The sequence below is a fragment of the Nisaea sp. genome (assembly GCF_034670185.1).
Lineage (GTDB): Bacteria > Pseudomonadota > Alphaproteobacteria > Thalassobaculales > Thalassobaculaceae > Nisaea.
The window spans coordinates 762437-779284 of the sequence record NZ_JAXMNY010000001.1 but is presented as its reverse complement, the minus strand read 5'-3'; the positions used below and the strand labels follow the sequence as shown (position 1 = coordinate 779284).

The following is a 16848-nucleotide window of genomic DNA, read 5'->3' as shown; positions in this document are numbered from 1 at the left end:
AGGTGGCTCATCGGGCTCAAAGCCGAGGGAAAAGATCCATGGACATCAAAAGCACCGTTGCCTCCCAGAGTATCGCGAGCACTCAGGCCAAGCCTGTCCAGCGCAACGACGGTCCGCAGGCCCCGGGTCAGCCCCAGGGAACGGCAGGTGCCGTGTCAGTATCCGTGCCCGGTGAAAGTCAGAAAGCGTCAGAGCTTGGCGAGAGCGTGAACGACAATCTCTCCCGTGAAGATGCGCTCGAGCTCGCCGGCAACATCGCCGGGCAGCTTGCAAACCTGCCGGGAGATACCGGGATCGTCAGCAACCCGGCGCTGCTTGAAGAAGCTGCACGCGGCGCCAGCTAAGACTCACAAAATCTTTTAGGGACCCGGACTTGGGTCTCTGAGTATGGGGCGCCCGTCGGCGCCCTTTTATTTTGCTTTCAATGCCAACTGTCAGAACGATCTGAGAAAACCGGCTCAGGCGGCCTCGTCCTTGGTTCCAGTTCCCTCGTTCGACTGGGAAGTTTCTTCCGCCCCGGCAAAGGCTGCCGCGATCCGGCTACTATAGAGGCCAGTCGGATACATCCGGAAATCCCCCTCGAAAAGCTTGGTCAGATCAAGCTTTTCCCATCCTTTCGCCGCAGACGGCGAGGTTACGATGCCGGGAGCCGAATCTCTGTAGGTAACAGCTTTCACGATTACGTTCCTTTGCTGGATGATACGCAATCATCTCCAGCAAGAAGCGTGCCCAGTGCTGTTTACTAAAAATGCGGCCAGAGCATCCGGGAGACGGCAAAAGTCGCCATCTCGATGTAAAGCAGCATAAATCCAAGCATGATGTAGCGGTGCACATCGCTGGTGAACCGCGATTTCTGCGCCATTGCAGTGCGGGTCAGCTCCCCCAGATGGGCGCGCATGAAAGCCTGTTTCTTGGCTTCGGAGCCTTGCCAGCTCTGCAGCATCAGGATCGTGCCGACGGTCGCCAGACTGAAAAGCCAGACGAGGTAGAACAGGAACTTGATCAAGCTGACATCGCCCCAGCGGAGCCAGACACCGACCGCGACAACACCGACGCATAGCGCCGAGAAGTAGATCAGCGTGTGCCATTGCTGTGACTTGGCGAAACGTATGTTCTCAGAGGCGTCGGTATAGAGAGCAAGAAACTCCTGCCGGGTATCGGAATCGATGTCCGGATGAGTGTCATGATGTGCGGCCGCTCGGCGCACGCGTTTCGGATCTTGTGGGTCCGCTCTGGACAGTCCATCAGCCATGGAAGGTCCCTCCAGCCAATCTGTCTTGATGGATTATGCGCTTCCGTTCGTCACTGAATCAACTGTTTAGGGTCCAATGACGGACAAAGTTTCAGGACTATTTGCGTTTCTCCCTCCCGGATCAGCTCCGGGGCGCCGCCACGCTTTATCAGGTAGGTCCGCCGAGGCTCCGGTGCGGACCAGGTCAGAACCTGATCGACTTCAACCCGGTCACCGGATATCCGGTAGGTCGAGCGCCCCATCTCCAGAACCCGATCGCCGGAGAGCGTGCCGTGCTTCGGCAGGGCGCGCACATAAATCCCCTGATGAAATACCATCACCGCCGTGCCGCTGCATTTCGGCTTCCCGTCCGGCCCGGCGATACCCCAGACACCCTCGACCTGCGGTGCCGCTGAATGAGCGGCACCGGCCGCCACGGCAAGCGTGAGGCAGAGCAAAAACGCTGCTCCCCGCGCCCATGCCATGGCTCAGACCGCGCCCTTCTTCTTGGCCAGGAAGGCCTGCATCATGGCCTGCGGCTCGCCAGTCTCGTAGGCGGCGGCAAAGGCTTCGATACCGGCCTCGATGGCTTCTTCCAGCGGCTCCTCTTCCCACACCTTCAGCAGCTGCTTCTGGATGCGGATCGCCGCCGGGCCAGCCTTGGCAATTTCCGTCGCCATATCCTCGGCGATCTCGAACAGCGAGTCAGACGTCACCATGCGCTCGACAAAGCCCCAGTCGCGGGCCGTCCGGAGATCAATCGTGGCACCAGTATAGATCAGATAGGAGGCTTTTCCCCAGCCGATCAGCCGCGGCAACAGGGCCGCCTCGATAACCGACGGGATGCCGACCTTGACTTCCGGCATGCCGAACTTGGCATTCTCTCCGGCAATCCGGATATCGCAGGCCGCCGCGACTTCCATGCCTGCACCGAGGCAGTAGCCGTCAATGGCGGCGATCACCGGCACGCGGCATTCCCGGATCGCCTTCATCAGGCCGTGCAGGCCGGAAATGAAGGCTTCCGCACTGTCTGCGTCGCAGGCCGCCATCTCGTTGATATCGGCGCCGCCGATGAAGGCCTTATGCCCGGCACCGCGCAGGATCACGGCACGAATGGTGTCGTCGCCATCAAGCCCTGTGACAGCGGCAGCCAGTTCCTCAATCGCCGCCGAATCGACGATGTTGAGTTTCTGACTGTTGTCCCAGGTGATGGTGACAACAATCCCTGTGCCCAGTTCCTTGCGACTGATTTCAACTGGCATTCTCTGTCTCCCCCGTATCTTCCGGGCGCGCTTCAAACGGCTCGCCGCCAAACTCTCGTATCATTTCCCGGATCGCGTCGGCGACTTCCTCCAGCGCAGCCTCGTCCGTGCCGCGCGCTACCAGCGTGGTGCCGAACCCGCCAGCCCGGTAATAGGGATAACTGCCAATCTCCACGTCAGGGAAGCGGTCCTGGATCGCACCAAGCGGAGCAGCGACCGTACCCTCCCCGATTGTGCAGCTGACGGAGCGGGATTTCATCTTGGTGCCGTGCTTCAGGATCGGCAGGAGTTCCAGCACCATCGCCTGGAACACGCTCGGCACGCCGGCCATGACATGCACGTTGCCGATGATGAAGCCCGGCGCGACCGAGACAACATTATCGATCAGCGTCGCCCCTTCCGGAGTCTCCGCCATCTTCTTCCGGGCCTCGTTGAATTCCCGGCCGATGGTTTCGTAATGCACCTCCATCCGCCGCATCGCTTCAGGATTACGGATGACAGGCTTGTTGAAGGCTGCGGCGATAGAGGCGCAGGTGATGTCATCATGGGTCGGGCCGATCCCGCCGGAGGTGAAGACGTAGGTATAGGCCTCCGAGAGCGCCCGGACCGCCGAGACGATTTCCCCCTCCTCGTCCCGCACCACCCGGACTTCGGAAAGCCGGATACCGGTTTCGGTCAGCTTCTCGGCAAGGAACCCAAGGTTCTTGTCCTTGGTGCGTCCGGACAGGATTTCGTTACCGATGATAAGGAAGGCGGCAGTGACGGTTTCGTCTGACATGATCGACCGGGATTGCTATGACGGAAAAGGAAAATAGAGCCCCGGAAACATGGAACAACGGACGCCCCTATGCAACTTCCGTCGCCGCTGTATGAAGGCACCCTGATCCAGCGCTACAAGCGCTTTCTCGCCGATGTCCGGCTGCTGGACGGAACCGAGGTGACGGCCCACTGTCCCAATCCGGGCGGCATGATCGGCCTGAAGGACCCCGGCTCCCGGGTCTGGCTCTCCAAATCAGACAATCCGAAACGCAAGCTCGCCTATACATTCGAGCTTATCGAGACGTCCGGCGGCCTCGTCGGCATCAATACCGGCTACCCAAATGCCATTGTCGAGGAAGCCGTTCGGGACGGCACCATCACCGAGCTTTCCGGGTACGAGAGCCTCCGGCGTGAAGTTAAGTACGGTGAGAACTCCAGAATCGATCTCTATCTGGACGATCCCGCGAAGGGCATTTGCTACGCCGAAGTCAAGAACGTTCACCTGAAGCGCGACGATGGCCCGAACCCCGGCGCCGCCGAGTTTCCGGACGCCGTCACCAAGCGCGGAGCCAAACATCTGGTCGAACTCGGCAACGAAGTCGCCAGGGGGAATAGAGCTGTCATGGTCTATCTGGTGCAGCGCATGGACTGCGACCGGTTCTGCATCGCCGAGGATATCGACCCCGGCTATGCCGAGGCATTGCGGGTCGCGCGCAAGGCCGGTGTCGAGGCGATCTGCTACGACACGTCAATCACCACCGAGGCTATTTCAGTCCGCCGCCAACTTCCCATTGTCTGTCCCTGACGGCGTTTTCCGGGCCGGATTGACTTGACGCTCGCGCCCTCGGGTCGCATTTATGGCAGACACATTTACTGACATTGCCCGGCCCGCGCCGCGCACTTTGGAACAGCATGCAAGATCCTTCACTCGCCCAGGATGAGAATTACCGCGCCATCAAGCTGCACGGCCCGCTCGACTTTCAGGGCATGCGCCTGGCCGGACGCCTGGCTGCGGAAACGCTCGATTTCATCACGCCACATGTCAAACCGGGTGTGACCACCGGGGAGCTGGACCAGCTCTCCCACGACTTCATTCTGGAGCATGGCGCGACCCCGGCACCGCTTGGCTACAAAGGCTTTCCGAAGTCGATCTGCACCTCAATCAACCATGTTGTCTGCCACGGCATTCCGGGGGCCCGGAAGCTGGAGAGCGGCGACATCCTCAACATCGACGTCACCGTTATCCTGAATGGCTGGCACGGCGACACCAGCCGGATGTTCGGCGTCGGCAAGGTCGGCGTGAAGGCGCGCCGGTTGATGGACATCACCTATGAAAGCCTGATGCGCGGCATCGCCGTGGTGAAGCCGGGCGCCACGCTGGGCGATATTGGCTACGCCATCCAGACCTATGCCGAGGGCGAGCGCTGCTCCGTGGTGCGAGATTTCTGCGGCCATGGCCTCGGCCGCACCTTCCATGCAGCGCCGAGCGTGCTGCACTATGGCGAGAAAGGCACAGGCCCGGCCCTGCAGGAAGGCATGTTCTTCACCATCGAGCCGATGATCAATGACGGCAAATACGCCGTGAAGATTCTGCCGGACGGCTGGACAGCCGTGACCCGCGACCGTTCCCTCTCCGCCCAGTTCGAGCATTCGATCGGTGTGACGGCAGACGGCTGCGAGATCTTCACGGAGTCTCCCAAGGGCTACACAAAGCCGCCCTACGCGGACTGATCTCTCTACCGGCCGAAAAAACACACCCGCCCCTTCCATGATCATTTCAGTGAGTGATCGAAGGGGAGGCTTCATTCGTGCCACGGGACCTAGTGAGTCCGGACTTCAATTCCGGACACCGGCGCCGGCTCCGGGAACGTTTTCTGAAATCCGGCCCGGACACTATCGCGGATTATGAGTTGCTAGAGCTGGTGCTGTTTCAGTCCCGGCCGCGCGGGGATGTAAAGCCTCTCGCCAAGTCCCTGCTAGAACGGTTCGGCAGCTTTGCCGAAACCATCTCCGCGCCAGCGGAAGACCTGATGAAGGTCCGCGGCGTCGGGGAGAGCACGGCGATAGCCCTGACAAGTGTCCGTGCCGCCGCTGTGAGGCTGATGCGGGAGGAGGTCCAGGAACGCGCCGTCGTCTCCTCCTGGGATCAGTTGATTGCCTATTGCCGGGCGGCGATGGGATTCTCGAAACGCGAACAGTTTCGTGTGCTCTTCCTCGACAAGAAAAACCGGATTATCGCCGACGAGGTGCAGCAGGAAGGCACAGTCGATCACACGCCAGTCTATCCCCGCGAGGTGGTGGCACGTGCGCTCGATCTCGGCGCGACTGCGCTGATCCTTGTGCATAACCATCCAAGTGGCGACACCACGCCGTCTAAGGCGGATATCGACATGACCGGCCAGATCCAGCGGGCAGCGTCAGCGCTCGGCATTGTGTTGCACGACCACATCATCGTCGGCCGGGCCGCGCATACCAGTTTCAAGGCGCAAGGCCTGATATGAGCGGGTGAGGGTCAGCAAAGAGGCCCATTCTTCGCTTATCGGACGTTCATGGAACTGCCCTCAGGGCGGCCGCGACCGATGTCATCGGTCCCTGATTTCCCGGATGAAGCAGGCCGCCACCACTCCCGCAAGGCAGCACCACGGCAGCACCTGTAGAGCGAAGCCGAACGTATCGAGGGAATAGACCCGGGCCCCGTCGACCAAGCGGCCGTCCCAGCCGAGATCGAGCAGATAGCCGATGGCTGGCTGTAGCACCGCACCGCTGCCAACCACGAAACTGTTGATGATGCCGAGCGTCGCGCTGTTGGCCCATGGCGGATTGTGCTCCCGTGCCACGGCGAAGCTCAACACCATGGTGGAAGAGCCGAAGCCCTGCATCACCAGAACTGCCTGCAGCAACGGCAGCGGCATCGACGGAAACAGGATTGTCAGCGTGATGCCTACCGTTGCCAGCAGGCCGCCCAGCACCATGAACGGGCGCCGCTTGCCGAGTTTGTCGGAGAGCCAGCCGCTGAGCGGAGCCCCGACACCCCAGCCGAAAAACATGACAGACGCCAACGCCGCGGCCTCGGGTTTCGCCAGACCGCGCGCTTCCATGAAGAACGGCACGCCCCATAGGCCGCCGAATGCCAGCATGGAGCCGGTCATGCCCACGCCGAATGCTGCCGCCAGCCAAGTCTGTCTGTTGCTCAGAGCGCGCTTTACACCCTCCAGAAGCGGTCGGGCCGGTTCCGTCCCGCCAGAGGGTTTGTCCCGGACCGTGAGGAACAGGCAAATCGTCAGAACGACACCGCCCATCGCGACCCACCAATTCGTCTCGCGCCAGCCGATCTGCTCCACCGCATAGCCGAACGGCCCCTGCCCCAATACGCCGCCAAGCACGCCGAGCATCTGCGCAAGGCCGCCCAATAGGGCAAAACGTCCCGGAAACCAGATGGCCGCCACCGACAGCGCGGCGACAAAGCTGCACGCGCAGCCAAGGCCGATCAGAAACCGTCCGAAATATGCCATCCAGAGCGTATCGGCCCCGGCAAACACCAGAACACCAATGGTACAGATCGCCGCGGCTCCGGTCGCAAGGCGGCGTGCACCGAGCCGATCGATAGCCACACCGATCGGAACCTGGATGCTGGCATAAACATAGAAATAGACGGCGGAGAGGTTGCCGAGAATCGCGCCGCCGACCGCGAACTCCCGCATCAGGTCGTCGACCATCACGGACGGCGATACCCGGAGCACGAAGGCATAGAGGAAGAATACCGAGGCAAACAGCCAGCCGGTAAGCAGCAGCGCGCGGGAAGGAGAAAAAGCAGGAGACTTGGCTTCGGCGGTCACGCGGCAGACTCCGTAAACGAGACTTTCGCCGATGTCAGTGACATGACGCTATGGTCATGGTCAATCATCCGCATAGCAGGACAGCCGCATTGAATTGTCATCAGTCCGTCAGCACGACACACTTCCTCCCGGCAACATCGGATACGAGGATTTCATGCATAACAACGGCTCGGATGAACGCAAGACCACGCACGATGCGGAAGACGACCCGCGCAACCAGAACATCAAAATCTACATAAACGGAGATCTGGTTCCACGCGCCCATGCTGTTGTTTCCGTTTACGATTCCGGCTTCATGCTGGGTGACGGCATGTGGGAGGGAATGCGGCTGCACAATGGCAAATGGGTGTTCTTCGAAGAGCACATGGACCGGTTTTTCGAAAGCTGCAAGGCGGTCTCCCTCGATATCGGCATGGACCGGGCCGGTATCCGCGCCGCCATGGATAAAACCGCGGCGGCCAATGAAATGCAGACCGACGTGCATTGCCGCCTGATGATCACGCGCGGGATCAAGGCGCGGCCATTCCAGCATCCCTCGCTTTCCCGTAGCGGGCCGACCGTGGTCATCATTCTGGAACATTCGAAACCCGCCAGTGCCTTGCACCAGCGCGGCATCCGGCTGGCCACGGTGCCACAAGTCCGGGGGCTGCCGCACTCCCAGGACCCGAAACTAAATTCACATTCGAAGCTAAATTGCGTCATCGCCTGCCTGCAGGCCGAACAGGCCGGGGCCGATGAAGGGCTGATGCTTGACCCGCACGGCTTCGTCAACACGACGAATGCCTGCAATTTTTTCATCGTCAGGCGCGGGGAAGTCTGGACCTCCACAGGCGACTACTGCATGAACGGCGTCACTCGGCAGAAGGTCATCGACCTGTGCCGGCAAAACGATATCCCCGTCTTTGCGAAGAACTTCTCGCTGGTGGAGTGCCACGGCGCCGACGAGGCCTTTCTGACCGGCTCCTTTGGTGGCCTTACACCCGTCGCAGAGATTGATGGCAAACCGGTCGGCTCCGGCGGGTTTCCCGGACCAATGACCCGCAACCTGCAAACCTTTTACATAGCGCTCATCGAAAAAAACGGCACTTAAGTGCCTAGGATTAGGCAACCAAGTATTAACATACTCGCCATACACTCCCCTTAGTCTCACAAAGTGTCATCGCGATGAAAGACCCGGCCAGCGCCATGAAACCAAACATTACGGACCAGGACATATTTTCGTCCGTGATCGAAAATGTCAGCCAGGGTCTTAGTTATTTTGATCAAGACCTCAGTTTGGTTGTCTGCAACCGGCGCTATCTTGACTTGCTTGACTTCCCGCACTGGATGGGAACTCCAGGCACATCGCTAGCCGTATTCTTCCGACACAATGCAGAACGCGGCGAGTACGGTCCCGGTCAGATCGAAGATCTCGTCAATGAGCGAATTGCAATGGCGCGCCAGGCAGAAGCACACAGCTTCGAACGCAAGCGGCCGGACGGAACGGTCCTGCGCATCACTGGAACACCCATTGCCGGCGGAGGCTTTGTAACTACCTACGATGACATTACAGAGTTGCGGAAATCCCAGCAGGCGCTTGAGCAGTCGAACGAGCGTCTGGACGAGCTTGTGTGGGAGCGCACTGCCCGGCTTCAGAAGCGCGAAGAGGAACTCTCAGCAAAGACCCAGGCGCTGGAAACCATTCTTGAATCGGTTAACTATGGCATCACCTTGTTCGATCGTGACCTGCATCTGGTCGCAGCGAACCGCCAGGCCTTCGACATGATGCGGATCCCCCAGGAATTGAACCGTCCGGGAACTCCGTTCGGAGCTCTCGCCAGGGTTCTGGCCGAGCGCGGTGAATACGGCCCGGGCGATATAGAGGAACAGGTGCAGGAGCGGGTCGATCTCGCCCAAACGTTTGGCCACCACCGTTACACCCGAGAACAGTCGAACGGAAGGTTCTACGAGATCTGGAGCCGCCCGGTAGAAAACGGGTTCGTGGCCACATATGTCGATGTGACCGAGCAAAAACAACTGGAAGCCCTCTTGCGGGCAAACAACGATGAACTTGTCGAAAAAACCTCAGCTCTCGAAACCATCCTCGAAACTCTGAATTACGGCATCTCCCTGTTCGACAGGGATCTGAACCTGGTTGCCGCAAATCCGCAGGCGTTCAATCTGATGGCCGTACCACATCATTTTAATCAGCCCGGCCGCCATTTTACCGAGTTCCTGCGATACCAGGCAGAAATGGGCGAATTCGGCGAAGGCGATATTGACGAGATTGTCGAACGGCACGCCACCGCTGCCGCCGGTCCAGAGGCGTATACCGCCCTCAGGCAACGCAGGGACGGGACATTAATCGAAGTAAATCGTCGCCCTATCGACAATGGTTTCGTGGCGACCTATCGGGATGTCACCGATGAAAAGCGGCTTGAGGCTTTGCTGCGGTCGACCAACGAGGAGCTGGAGCAGCGGGTCGAGGAACGCACGTCCGAGCTGAACAACCAGCTGCGCGAGACCGAACGCGCAGAAGCTGAAATGCGAAAAGCAAAGAGTCGCGCCGAGCATGCAGACAAGGCGAAATCAGATTTTCTTGCCCGCATGAGTCATGAAATCCGGACTCCGCTTAATGGCGTCATCGGCCTCAACCGCATTCTAGCGGACACAGAGCTTACAGAGAGACAGGCAGACATTGTCGCCAAGGTCCGTTCCTCGTCGAATGCTCTGCTCAACGTCGTGAATGACGTCCTTGATTTCGCGAAAATCGAAGCGGGTCAGCTCGACATAGAGGAAATCCCCTTCAGACTGAGCGATGTTCTGGATAGCGTTGTTTCAATTGCCGAGACGCGCGCCGAGGAGAAAGGGCTTGCCTTTGAAGTGATCTCGAATGGAACCGAAAACATGCAGTTCCTGGGAGATCCGTTTCATATCGGTCAGATCCTGACTAATTATTGCAGCAACGCCGTGAAGTTCACCGATACCGGCTATGTACGGCTGACCGTGACATCCGAGCCTGAAAAGAACGGGATCAGTCAAACCCGGTTTTCCGTATCCGATAGCGGAATCGGTATGGATAAGGGTGTTGCAGAGCGCATTTTTATTCCCTTCCATCAGGCAGATGCATCGACAACGCGCCGGTATGGCGGGACAGGTCTCGGGCTTGCCATCTGTCGGGAGCTTGCACATTCGATGAACGGAGAGGTCTGGGTCGAGAGCGAGCCAGACCATGGCAGCACGTTCCATGTAGACCTGCCATTGCCGCTGATAACCGATGACAGTGCCATCCCGATCAGTGGAGAACGAGACTGGCGTGCGGCGTGCGACGGCCTTCAGGTCCTGTTGGTGGAGGACAATGCGATCAATCGAGAAATAGCGACAGTTCTGCTCGAAGGTGCCGGAATCGCTGTGACATCAGCCGAGCACGGCAAAGAGGCTGTAGACATCATGCTGTCCGATGCACCACCCCGGATCGATGCCGTTCTGATGGACCTGCAAATGCCGATTATGGATGGTCACGAGGCCACCAGACTCATTCTGGCCGATCCCAGGCACCACACTCTCAAAGTCATCGCGCTGACCGCGCACGCAGTGTCGGAAGAGATCGAGAAATGCCGCAAAGCAGGCATGTGCGGCCATGTCACAAAGCCCTTCGAGCCTAATACGCTGTTCCGGCATCTGGCCGAATCCTGCGTATCTACAGGTACTTAGAGAATCTATACGGTTATATCGAGGATAGATCCCCGGGGCAGGTCTGCACTGACCTCTTCCAGGGGAATCGCTTTCTGACGCTGTGGGGTGCGTTGATCCGAGTTTTGATCCGCGCCATTCAGTTCCTGCGCGAACCGGCTGGTTGCCGGATCCAGGGATTCGGCACTATTCCGCCGCCCTTCGGCGCCGCTGGGCTGCGCCGGAACCTGTCTCTGACCGGTCGGAACCGGTATCAGAGGGAAGTTGTTTAGCGGACCAATAGCCATTACCAACCCTGATCACTCAGGCCGGTCTCCAGTCAGTACTCTGACGCAAACCGGTCAAATAATCCATCACCCTCATGGTGAGTGAGTTATTTATATTGGATTTTAGATAAATATGTCAATTATGCACGGTATATTAATCTGCTCAGGACACGCCTAACCCTATCAAAGCCAAATCAGTCAGCTTCGATCTTCTGGCGGTAATGCTTTATTTTTCAGTGACTTGACAAATCCAACCGGATCCTGCAGCGGATCATGCTCCGCTGCCGCGTCCCGCATGGACTCACTGATCTGACGTCCGGCATTATCCAGTTTAGGCTTCGCCCGTGTATAAACTTCCGCGGCAATATCAGTTGCCCGTTGCTGGACTTCGGGATTCTGCATAATCCGGCGGGCCGCTGCCCAGAGAAGACCTTTACCGATCATTGAACCGCTCCCTCCTCTTCCAAGCCCGGATCAGCGTCCACCATATCCCGTGACCCCGAATTTTTGCGCAACCTTTTCGATCTCTTCGTCAGGAAGGATCGCCGGCTGACCGATCTGCAGAGCCCGCCAATACATCGCAGCGAGAGTTTCCGCTTCCTGGGTCAGTGCAAGTCCCCGCTCCAGATTCGGCCCCAGCACGATAAGACCATGATTGCCCAGCAGGCATGCCTTGCGTCCGTCCAGCGCCGTCAGAGCATGGTCGGACAGCTCCTGGGTGCCATAGGTCGCATATGGGGCACACCGGATCGTCGGGCCACCGAAAAGCGCGATCATGTAGTGAAAAGCCGGAATCTCGCGATGCAGGCAGGCCAACGTGGTCGAGAACATACCGTGCGTATGGACGATGGCCTCCGCATCCGGACGGGCCCGCATGATATCGAGATGAAACCGCCATTCGCTGGAAGGCTTGTGCTTGCCTTCCACATTCCCTTCCAGATCCATCCGTACGATGTCTTCCGGCGCCAGCCGGTCATAACGGATGCTGGACGGCGTCATGAAGAAGCCTTCCGCGGGATCGTCGCCGCAGCGCACACTGACATTGCCGGAAGTGCCCTGATTCAGGCCCATCGCGTTCATGTTCAGACAGGTGTCGATGACTTCCTGCCGTAGCGCGCGTTCAGCCTTGCCGATTTTCACAGTCATTAATCCTCACCTGCCTGACGCATTTCCGGGAACAGCCGCAGCAGCCCCTCCTCACTTGGCTCTGCAAGACCGCGTTCGGTCAACAGGCCGGTGACAAGACGCGCCGGCGTCACATCGAATGCCGGGTTCGCTGCCGCGCTCTTTTCCGGCGTGATAGTCACCGTCGCCACTTTACCATCCGCCAGACGCCCGGTGATTTCCGTCACTTCACGGAAATCACGTTCCTCAATCGGAATATCGCGCACACCGTCCGCAATGGTCCAGTCGACGGTCGGGGACGGCAGGCCGACATAAAACGGCACACCATTATCGTGGGCAGCCAGCGCTTTCAGGTAGGTGCCGATCTTGTTGCAGACATCACCGGCCCGCGTGGTCCGGTCGGTGCCGGTGATCACCAGATCGACCATGCCGTGCTGCATGTAATGCCCGCCCGCATTGTCGACGATCACCGTGTGCGGCACGCCGTGATTGCTCAGCTCCCACGCCGTCAGGCTGGCGCCCTGGTTGCGCGGCCGGGTCTCGTCGACCCAGACATGAACCGGAATACCCGCATCGTGCGCCAGATAGATCGGAGCGGTCGCAGTGCCCCAATCCACCGTCGCCAGCCAGCCCGCATTGCAGTGGGTCAACACGTTGATGGTCTCGCCCGGCTTCTTGCGGGACTGGATATCCTTGATCACCTCGAGACCTGCCTCCCCGATGGAGCGGTTGATCTCCACGTCCTCGTCACAGATTTCGCCCGCCAGCGTGAAGGCTGCATCCGCGCGCGCATCCGGCGCCAGCGGGCCGAGCTTTGTCCGCGCGGCATCAAGCGCCCAGCGCAGATTAACCGCCGTCGGCCGGGTCTCGTACAGCCGGTCATAGGCGTTCGACAGCCCTGCGTCGGAGGAATCCTCGCGCATGGCCAGCCACATTCCATAGGCCGCTGTTGCCCCGATCAACGGCGCGCCGCGCACCAGCATCGCCTTGATCGCATGGGCTGCGTCCTTCAGCGTCTCCAGCCGGGCAATCTCGAAAAGGTGCGGCAATTTCGTCTGGTCGATGATCTCGACCGCGTTGCCGTCCGGCGCCGGCCAGATCGTGCGATGCGGCTTGCCGTCGATCTTCATGGATACGCTCCCTCTTGAGCTGTCTTCTTAACTGTCCGCCCGCAGCGTGACTCCAAGCGGCGGCAATGATAAAACCCCGCCTGCCTGATTGCCATCACGCATTCTGGTACGCATTCCGGCATCAATCGCACGCAGCTGTCACCCGAGGATACACATGATCCCGCGCTATTCCCGCCCCGAGATGGTCAAGATCTGGGAGCCCGAGAACAAATTCCGCATCTGGTTCGAGATTGAGGCGCATGCCTGCGACGCACAGGCCGAGCTTGGCGTGATCCCGAAGGAAGCCGCCAAGGCAGTCTGGGAACGCGGCAATTTCGACATCGACCGGATCGACGAGATCGAGCGCGAGACCAAGCATGATGTCATCGCCTTCCTGACCAATCTCGCCGAATATGTTGGCGACGAAGCCCGCTTCGTGCATCAGGGCATGACCTCGTCAGACGTGCTGGATACCTGCCTCGCAGTGCAGCTCACCCAGGCGTCCGATCTGCTGCTGGCTGATCTCGATGCACTGCTGGCCGCGATCAAGCGCCGTGCCTTCGAGCACAAGATGTCCCCGACCGTCGGTCGCAGCCACGGCATCCATGCAGAGCCGCTGACCTTCGGCGTGAAGCTCGCCGGATATTATGCCGAGTTCGACCGTAACCGGACACGGCTGCTGGCAGCGCGGGCGGAAATCGCGACCTGCGCTATTTCCGGCGCCGTCGGCACCTTCGCCAATATCGATCCGCGCGTCGAAGAGCATGTGGCCGAAAAGCTCGGCCTCGTTGCCGAGCCGGTATCGACCCAGGTCATCCCGCGCGACCGTCACGCAATGTTCTTCGCGACCCTCGGTGTCATCGCCAGCTCGGTCGAACGTCTCGCCACCGAGATCCGGCATCTGCAGCGCACCGAAGTCCGCGAGGCCGAGGAGTATTTCTCGCCGGGTCAGAAGGGCTCGTCGGCCATGCCGCACAAGCGCAACCCGGTGCTGACCGAAAACCTGACAGGCCTCGCCCGGCTGGTCCGCTCCGCCGTTGTCCCGGCGATGGAAAACGTTGCCCTCTGGCATGAGCGGGACATTTCCCACTCCTCTGTCGAACGGATGATCGGCCCGGACGCCACCGTGACACTGGACTTTGCCCTCGCCCGCCTGACCGGCGTGATCGACAAGCTGCTGATCTATCCGGAAGGCATGCAGGCGAATCTCGACCAGCTCGGCGGCCTGGTCCACTCCCAGCGCGTGCTGCTCGGCCTGACACAGGCCGGCATGAGCCGGGAAGACGCCTATCAGGCAGTTCAGCGCAACGCGATGCCGGTCTGGCTGGAGGGCAAAGACTTCCTGACCCTGCTGAAGGCTGACGATGCAGTGACCGCGCTGCTCGACGCAGCTGCCCTCGAATCCCTGTTCGATCTCGGCTACCACACCAAGCATGTGGACACGATCTTCAACCGGGTATTCGGCGAGAGCTAAATTCTCGCGCAATCGGCAATAAAAAACGGCGCCTCAACGGGCGCCGTTTTCTTTTTAGCTTTCTGAAGCGAAGAGCGTATCAGCCCTCGGTCTTGAGCTGCTTCAGCGCAACCGTCATGAACTCTTCGAGCTTGTGGCGGATGCGGTGTTCGGAAAGATCGGCACCGGTGCCTTCGACGCTCTTCAGAATGAATTCCACGACATCGTCGACGCCTGGCTTTTCCATATCGGCCACAACGACTTCCTTGGCATAGGCAGCCGCGTCATCGCCGGTCTTGCCGAGAAACTCTTCGGCAACCCAGAGTCCAAGCAACTTGTTGCGCCGAGCGCTTGCCTTGAATTCGAGCTCGGAATCATGTGCAAATTTTGCTTCTTCGCCCTTTTGGCGTTTGTCGAAACCTGACATCGGTCGAATACCCCTTCGTCTCTTTCCCGTACTGAACACCAAACCAGCCGACTCATCGGTCTCCGGTATAGCGCAGAATCTTGAATGCGGCCGCAATCTATCAGGCGCGGCATCCTCTGTTAACCGGCAGATTGCCGCAATTCCGACGCTTGTCAAAAAATGTTTCAGTGATCTCTCACCCGGCGTAGGGTCTCCGCCATGTGCACCCTCGTTATCCTGCGCCGTCCCGGCCATTCCTGGCCGGTTCTGATCGCCGCCAACCGCGATGAAATGCAATCCAGATCCTGGCAGGCACCGGCCCGCCACTGGCCCGACCGACCGCATATCGTCGCCGGACTCGACGAGTTGAGCCACGGCTCGTGGCTCGGTGTGAACGATCATGGCCTGGCGGCGGGCATCCTGAACCGTCAGGGCTCGCTCGGACCGGCGGACGGGAAACGTTCTCGTGGAGAAATCGTCCTCGAAGCGCTCGACCATGCAGAGGCCGAAGCGGCCGCCAAGGCTCTTGGCGAGCTGGACGGAACCAGCTACCGCAGCTTCAACATGCTGATCGCCGATGCGGAAAAGGCTTACTGGCTGCGCAATGAAGCAACGGAAGACGGCGAGATCGATGTCTTCGAGATCCCCGAAGGCGTCTCGATTTTCACAGCGTACGACGTCAATGATCCGGACAGCCCCCGCGTGCGGCGGGCCTTGCCGCGCTTCCGAATCGCAATGGCACCGGATCCGGACAATGACGAATGGCAGGACTGGGAGAAACTCCTGGCGGACCGGACACGGGCGGTAGCAGACGAATATGGCTCGGCCATCAATCTGGATAATGGCGCCGGATTCGCCACCGTATCTTCATCCCTGATCGCCTTGCCGGGTGACCCGGGCCGCAATCCGGTCTGGCGCTTCGCGGGCGGTCCGCCGGACGAGACCGCTTTCTCTCCCGTTGATCTATCGGACTAGGCCTATGGCCAAGGAGAAACCCGCCAAACGCAAACCGAAGAGTGCGCCGCTCTCCAGCGATGCCATCATTGCCGCTGCCATCGATCTGCTGGACCGCGAGGGGCTGGACAATTTCTCCATCCGCAACATTGCCAAGGCCCTCGGCGTCTATCCCACTGCGCTTTACTGGCATGTGCCGAGCCGTCATCTCCTGATCGCCCGGCTGATCGCCGCCCTGTTTGCCGATGTGCTGCCGGAACCCGGGCCCGACTGGCAGGTTTGGCTGAAGGCCCTGTTCCGGCGGTACCGGGACGTGGTGCGCACGCATCCGAACATATCTCCCCTGATCGGCGGCCATCTGGTCTCCAGTGCAAGCGCCGACCTGAAACTGGTCGAAGGCATTCTTGCCACCCTCGCCCGGGCCGGTTTCGCGGGAGAGGATCTGGTGTCCGCCTATAATGCTGTCATTACCGGCCTGTGCGGCTATGCCACCCAGGAGTTCGCCCATGTCTTTCCCGATCCGGACGGCGATCTGAAAGCGTCCCTTACGGCCAGTGTCGAAGCTGCTGATCCTGCGCTTTACCCGACCCTGGCCGCGGAACGCCACCTGCTGCTGAACCGGGCGCTGGTACTGCGCTGGCAGAATGGAACCGAGTCTTCGCTTGAGCCCGGGTTCGAGATGTTTACGGACGCTCTGATCGCTGGTCTGGCGCAAAAAGTTCAACGCGACGGCAATCTCGAATAGCTTCTATTGTACACCGTACAATAATATGAT

Annotated in this window: 19 protein-coding genes; 9 read left to right on the top strand and 10 right to left on the bottom strand. The window is 59.8% G+C overall.

The genetic code is table 11. The features are described from left to right. The first annotated feature begins 38 nt into the window (after nt 1–38). Complete coding sequence (locus VOI22_RS03685; protein WP_323795227.1) at nt 39–344, top strand: hypothetical protein; 306 nt, start codon at nt 39–41, stop codon at nt 342–344. A gap of 114 nt (nt 345–458) precedes the next feature. On the opposite strand, the gene VOI22_RS03680 is transcribed toward VOI22_RS03685, so the two are convergent. The 5 genes from VOI22_RS03680 to VOI22_RS03660 form a co-directional block, all read right to left on the bottom strand. Next, nucleotides 459–677 (bottom strand): hypothetical protein, encoded by a 219-nt coding sequence (locus VOI22_RS03680; RefSeq protein ID WP_323795226.1) that lies wholly within the window; start codon nt 675–677, stop codon nt 459–461. 65 nt (nt 678–742) lie between these two features. Further along, nucleotides 743–1252: a hypothetical protein gene (locus tag VOI22_RS03675; protein WP_323795225.1), complete on the bottom strand. Its 510-nt coding sequence runs from the start codon at nt 1250–1252 to the stop codon at nt 743–745. Nucleotides 1253–1302: 50 nt separating this feature from the next. Beyond that, nucleotides 1303–1716, bottom strand: a complete 414-nt coding sequence (locus tag VOI22_RS03670) for a hypothetical protein (protein ID WP_323795224.1) — start codon at nt 1714–1716, stop codon at nt 1303–1305. Between the two features lie 3 nt (nt 1717–1719). Further along, a complete protein-coding gene (locus tag VOI22_RS03665) occupies nt 1720–2493 on the bottom strand; it encodes an enoyl-CoA hydratase (protein WP_323795223.1) in 774 nt (257 codons plus the stop codon). Further along, nucleotides 2483–3271 (bottom strand): competence/damage-inducible protein A, encoded by a 789-nt coding sequence (locus VOI22_RS03660; RefSeq protein WP_323795222.1) that lies wholly within the window; start codon nt 3269–3271, stop codon nt 2483–2485. The genes VOI22_RS03665 and VOI22_RS03660 overlap by 11 nt, the downstream gene beginning before the upstream one ends. A gap of 69 nt (nt 3272–3340) precedes the next feature. Here VOI22_RS03660 and sfsA point away from each other — a divergent pair, with 69 nt between their 5' ends. The 3 genes from sfsA to radC all read left to right on the top strand — a co-directional run bounded on the left by sfsA (nt 3341) and on the right by radC (nt 5753). After that, entirely contained in the window at nt 3341–4057 is a 717-nt protein-coding gene (gene sfsA, locus VOI22_RS03655) for a DNA/RNA nuclease SfsA (RefSeq protein ID WP_323795221.1), read from the top strand. Between the two features lie 107 nt (nt 4058–4164). Further along, nucleotides 4165–4983: a type I methionyl aminopeptidase gene (gene map, locus VOI22_RS03650; RefSeq protein ID WP_323795220.1), complete on the top strand. Its 819-nt coding sequence runs from the start codon at nt 4165–4167 to the stop codon at nt 4981–4983. A 77-nt stretch (nt 4984–5060) separates the two neighbouring features. Then, nucleotides 5061–5753: a RadC family protein gene (radC, locus tag VOI22_RS03645; RefSeq protein ID WP_319025020.1), complete on the top strand. Its 693-nt coding sequence runs from the start codon at nt 5061–5063 to the stop codon at nt 5751–5753. Nucleotides 5754–5834: 81 nt separating this feature from the next. On the opposite strand, the gene VOI22_RS03640 is transcribed toward radC, so the two are convergent. Next, the gene (locus tag VOI22_RS03640) at nt 5835–7088 is read right to left on the bottom strand and encodes an MFS transporter (protein ID WP_323795219.1); all 1254 of its coding nucleotides are present in this window, start codon (nt 7086–7088) and stop codon (nt 5835–5837) included. 94 nt (nt 7089–7182) lie between these two features. Between VOI22_RS03640 and VOI22_RS03635 the strand changes: the two genes are divergently transcribed. Both VOI22_RS03635 and VOI22_RS03630 read left to right on the top strand, forming a co-directional pair. Next, entirely contained in the window at nt 7183–8178 is a 996-nt protein-coding gene (locus VOI22_RS03635; RefSeq protein WP_323795218.1) for an aminotransferase class IV, read from the top strand. A 74-nt stretch (nt 8179–8252) separates the two neighbouring features. After that, nucleotides 8253–10781 (top strand): PAS-domain containing protein, encoded by a 2529-nt coding sequence (locus VOI22_RS03630; protein WP_323795217.1) that lies wholly within the window; start codon nt 8253–8255, stop codon nt 10779–10781. 443 nt (nt 10782–11224) lie between these two features. Here the strand turns inward: VOI22_RS03630 and VOI22_RS03625 are convergent, their stop codons facing one another. Genes VOI22_RS03625 through mtnA form a run of 3 tightly spaced genes read right to left on the bottom strand, consistent with a single transcriptional unit; the run spans nt 11225 to nt 13281 of the window. Then, nucleotides 11225–11470 (bottom strand): hypothetical protein, encoded by a 246-nt coding sequence (locus VOI22_RS03625; protein WP_028465318.1) that lies wholly within the window; start codon nt 11468–11470, stop codon nt 11225–11227. A gap of 30 nt (nt 11471–11500) precedes the next feature. After that, nucleotides 11501–12172, bottom strand: a complete 672-nt coding sequence (locus VOI22_RS03620) for a class II aldolase/adducin family protein (RefSeq protein ID WP_036553214.1) — start codon at nt 12170–12172, stop codon at nt 11501–11503. Beyond that, nucleotides 12172–13281: an S-methyl-5-thioribose-1-phosphate isomerase gene (gene mtnA / locus VOI22_RS03615; RefSeq protein ID WP_323795216.1), complete on the bottom strand. Its 1110-nt coding sequence runs from the start codon at nt 13279–13281 to the stop codon at nt 12172–12174. Before mtnA ends, VOI22_RS03620 begins: the two co-directional genes overlap by 1 nt. A 154-nt stretch (nt 13282–13435) precedes the next feature. Here mtnA and purB point away from each other — a divergent pair, with 154 nt between their 5' ends. Beyond that, nucleotides 13436–14734, top strand: a complete 1299-nt coding sequence (gene purB, locus VOI22_RS03610; RefSeq protein WP_323795215.1) for an adenylosuccinate lyase — start codon at nt 13436–13438, stop codon at nt 14732–14734. Between the two features lie 79 nt (nt 14735–14813). Here the strand turns inward: purB and VOI22_RS03605 are convergent, their stop codons facing one another. Further along, nucleotides 14814–15140 carry a DUF1476 domain-containing protein gene (locus VOI22_RS03605; RefSeq protein WP_323795214.1) on the bottom strand — a complete coding sequence of 109 codons (327 nt, stop codon included), beginning with the start codon at nt 15138–15140 and terminating at the stop codon, nt 14814–14816. A 198-nt stretch (nt 15141–15338) separates the two neighbouring features. Here VOI22_RS03605 and VOI22_RS03600 point away from each other — a divergent pair, with 198 nt between their 5' ends. Then, on the top strand, nt 15339–16094 hold the full coding sequence (locus tag VOI22_RS03600) for an NRDE family protein (protein ID WP_323795213.1): 756 nt from the start codon (nt 15339–15341) through the stop codon (nt 16092–16094). Between the two features lie 4 nt (nt 16095–16098). Then, nucleotides 16099–16818, top strand: coding sequence for a TetR/AcrR family transcriptional regulator (locus VOI22_RS03595; RefSeq protein WP_323795212.1), 720 nt, complete (start codon nt 16099–16101; stop codon nt 16816–16818). The last annotated feature ends 30 nt before the right edge of the window (nt 16819–16848 follow it).

Coding starts and splice junctions, on each gene's coding strand:
- VOI22_RS03685 (WP_323795227.1), top strand. CDS start 39: ATGGACATCAAAAGCACCGTTGCCTCCCAGAGTATCGCGAGCACTCAG.
- VOI22_RS03675 (WP_323795225.1), bottom strand. CDS start 1,252: ATGGCTGATGGACTGTCCAGAGCGGACCCACAAGATCCGAAACGCGTG.
- VOI22_RS03670 (WP_323795224.1), bottom strand. CDS start 1,716: ATGGCATGGGCGCGGGGAGCAGCGTTTTTGCTCTGCCTCACGCTTGCC.
- VOI22_RS03665 (WP_323795223.1), bottom strand. CDS start 2,493: ATGCCAGTTGAAATCAGTCGCAAGGAACTGGGCACAGGGATTGTTGTC.
- VOI22_RS03660 (WP_323795222.1), bottom strand. CDS start 3,271: ATGTCAGACGAAACCGTCACTGCCGCCTTCCTTATCATCGGTAACGAA.
- sfsA (WP_323795221.1), top strand. CDS start 3,341: ATGCAACTTCCGTCGCCGCTGTATGAAGGCACCCTGATCCAGCGCTAC.
- map (WP_323795220.1), top strand. CDS start 4,165: ATGCAAGATCCTTCACTCGCCCAGGATGAGAATTACCGCGCCATCAAG.
- VOI22_RS03630 (WP_323795217.1), top strand. CDS start 8,253: ATGAAAGACCCGGCCAGCGCCATGAAACCAAACATTACGGACCAGGAC.
- VOI22_RS03625 (WP_028465318.1), bottom strand. CDS start 11,470: ATGATCGGTAAAGGTCTTCTCTGGGCAGCGGCCCGCCGGATTATGCAG.
- VOI22_RS03620 (WP_036553214.1), bottom strand. CDS start 12,172: ATGACTGTGAAAATCGGCAAGGCTGAACGCGCGCTACGGCAGGAAGTC.
- mtnA (WP_323795216.1), bottom strand. CDS start 13,281: ATGAAGATCGACGGCAAGCCGCATCGCACGATCTGGCCGGCGCCGGAC.
- purB (WP_323795215.1), top strand. CDS start 13,436: ATGATCCCGCGCTATTCCCGCCCCGAGATGGTCAAGATCTGGGAGCCC.
- VOI22_RS03605 (WP_323795214.1), bottom strand. CDS start 15,140: ATGTCAGGTTTCGACAAACGCCAAAAGGGCGAAGAAGCAAAATTTGCA.
- VOI22_RS03600 (WP_323795213.1), top strand. CDS start 15,339: ATGTGCACCCTCGTTATCCTGCGCCGTCCCGGCCATTCCTGGCCGGTT.
- VOI22_RS03595 (WP_323795212.1), top strand. CDS start 16,099: ATGGCCAAGGAGAAACCCGCCAAACGCAAACCGAAGAGTGCGCCGCTC.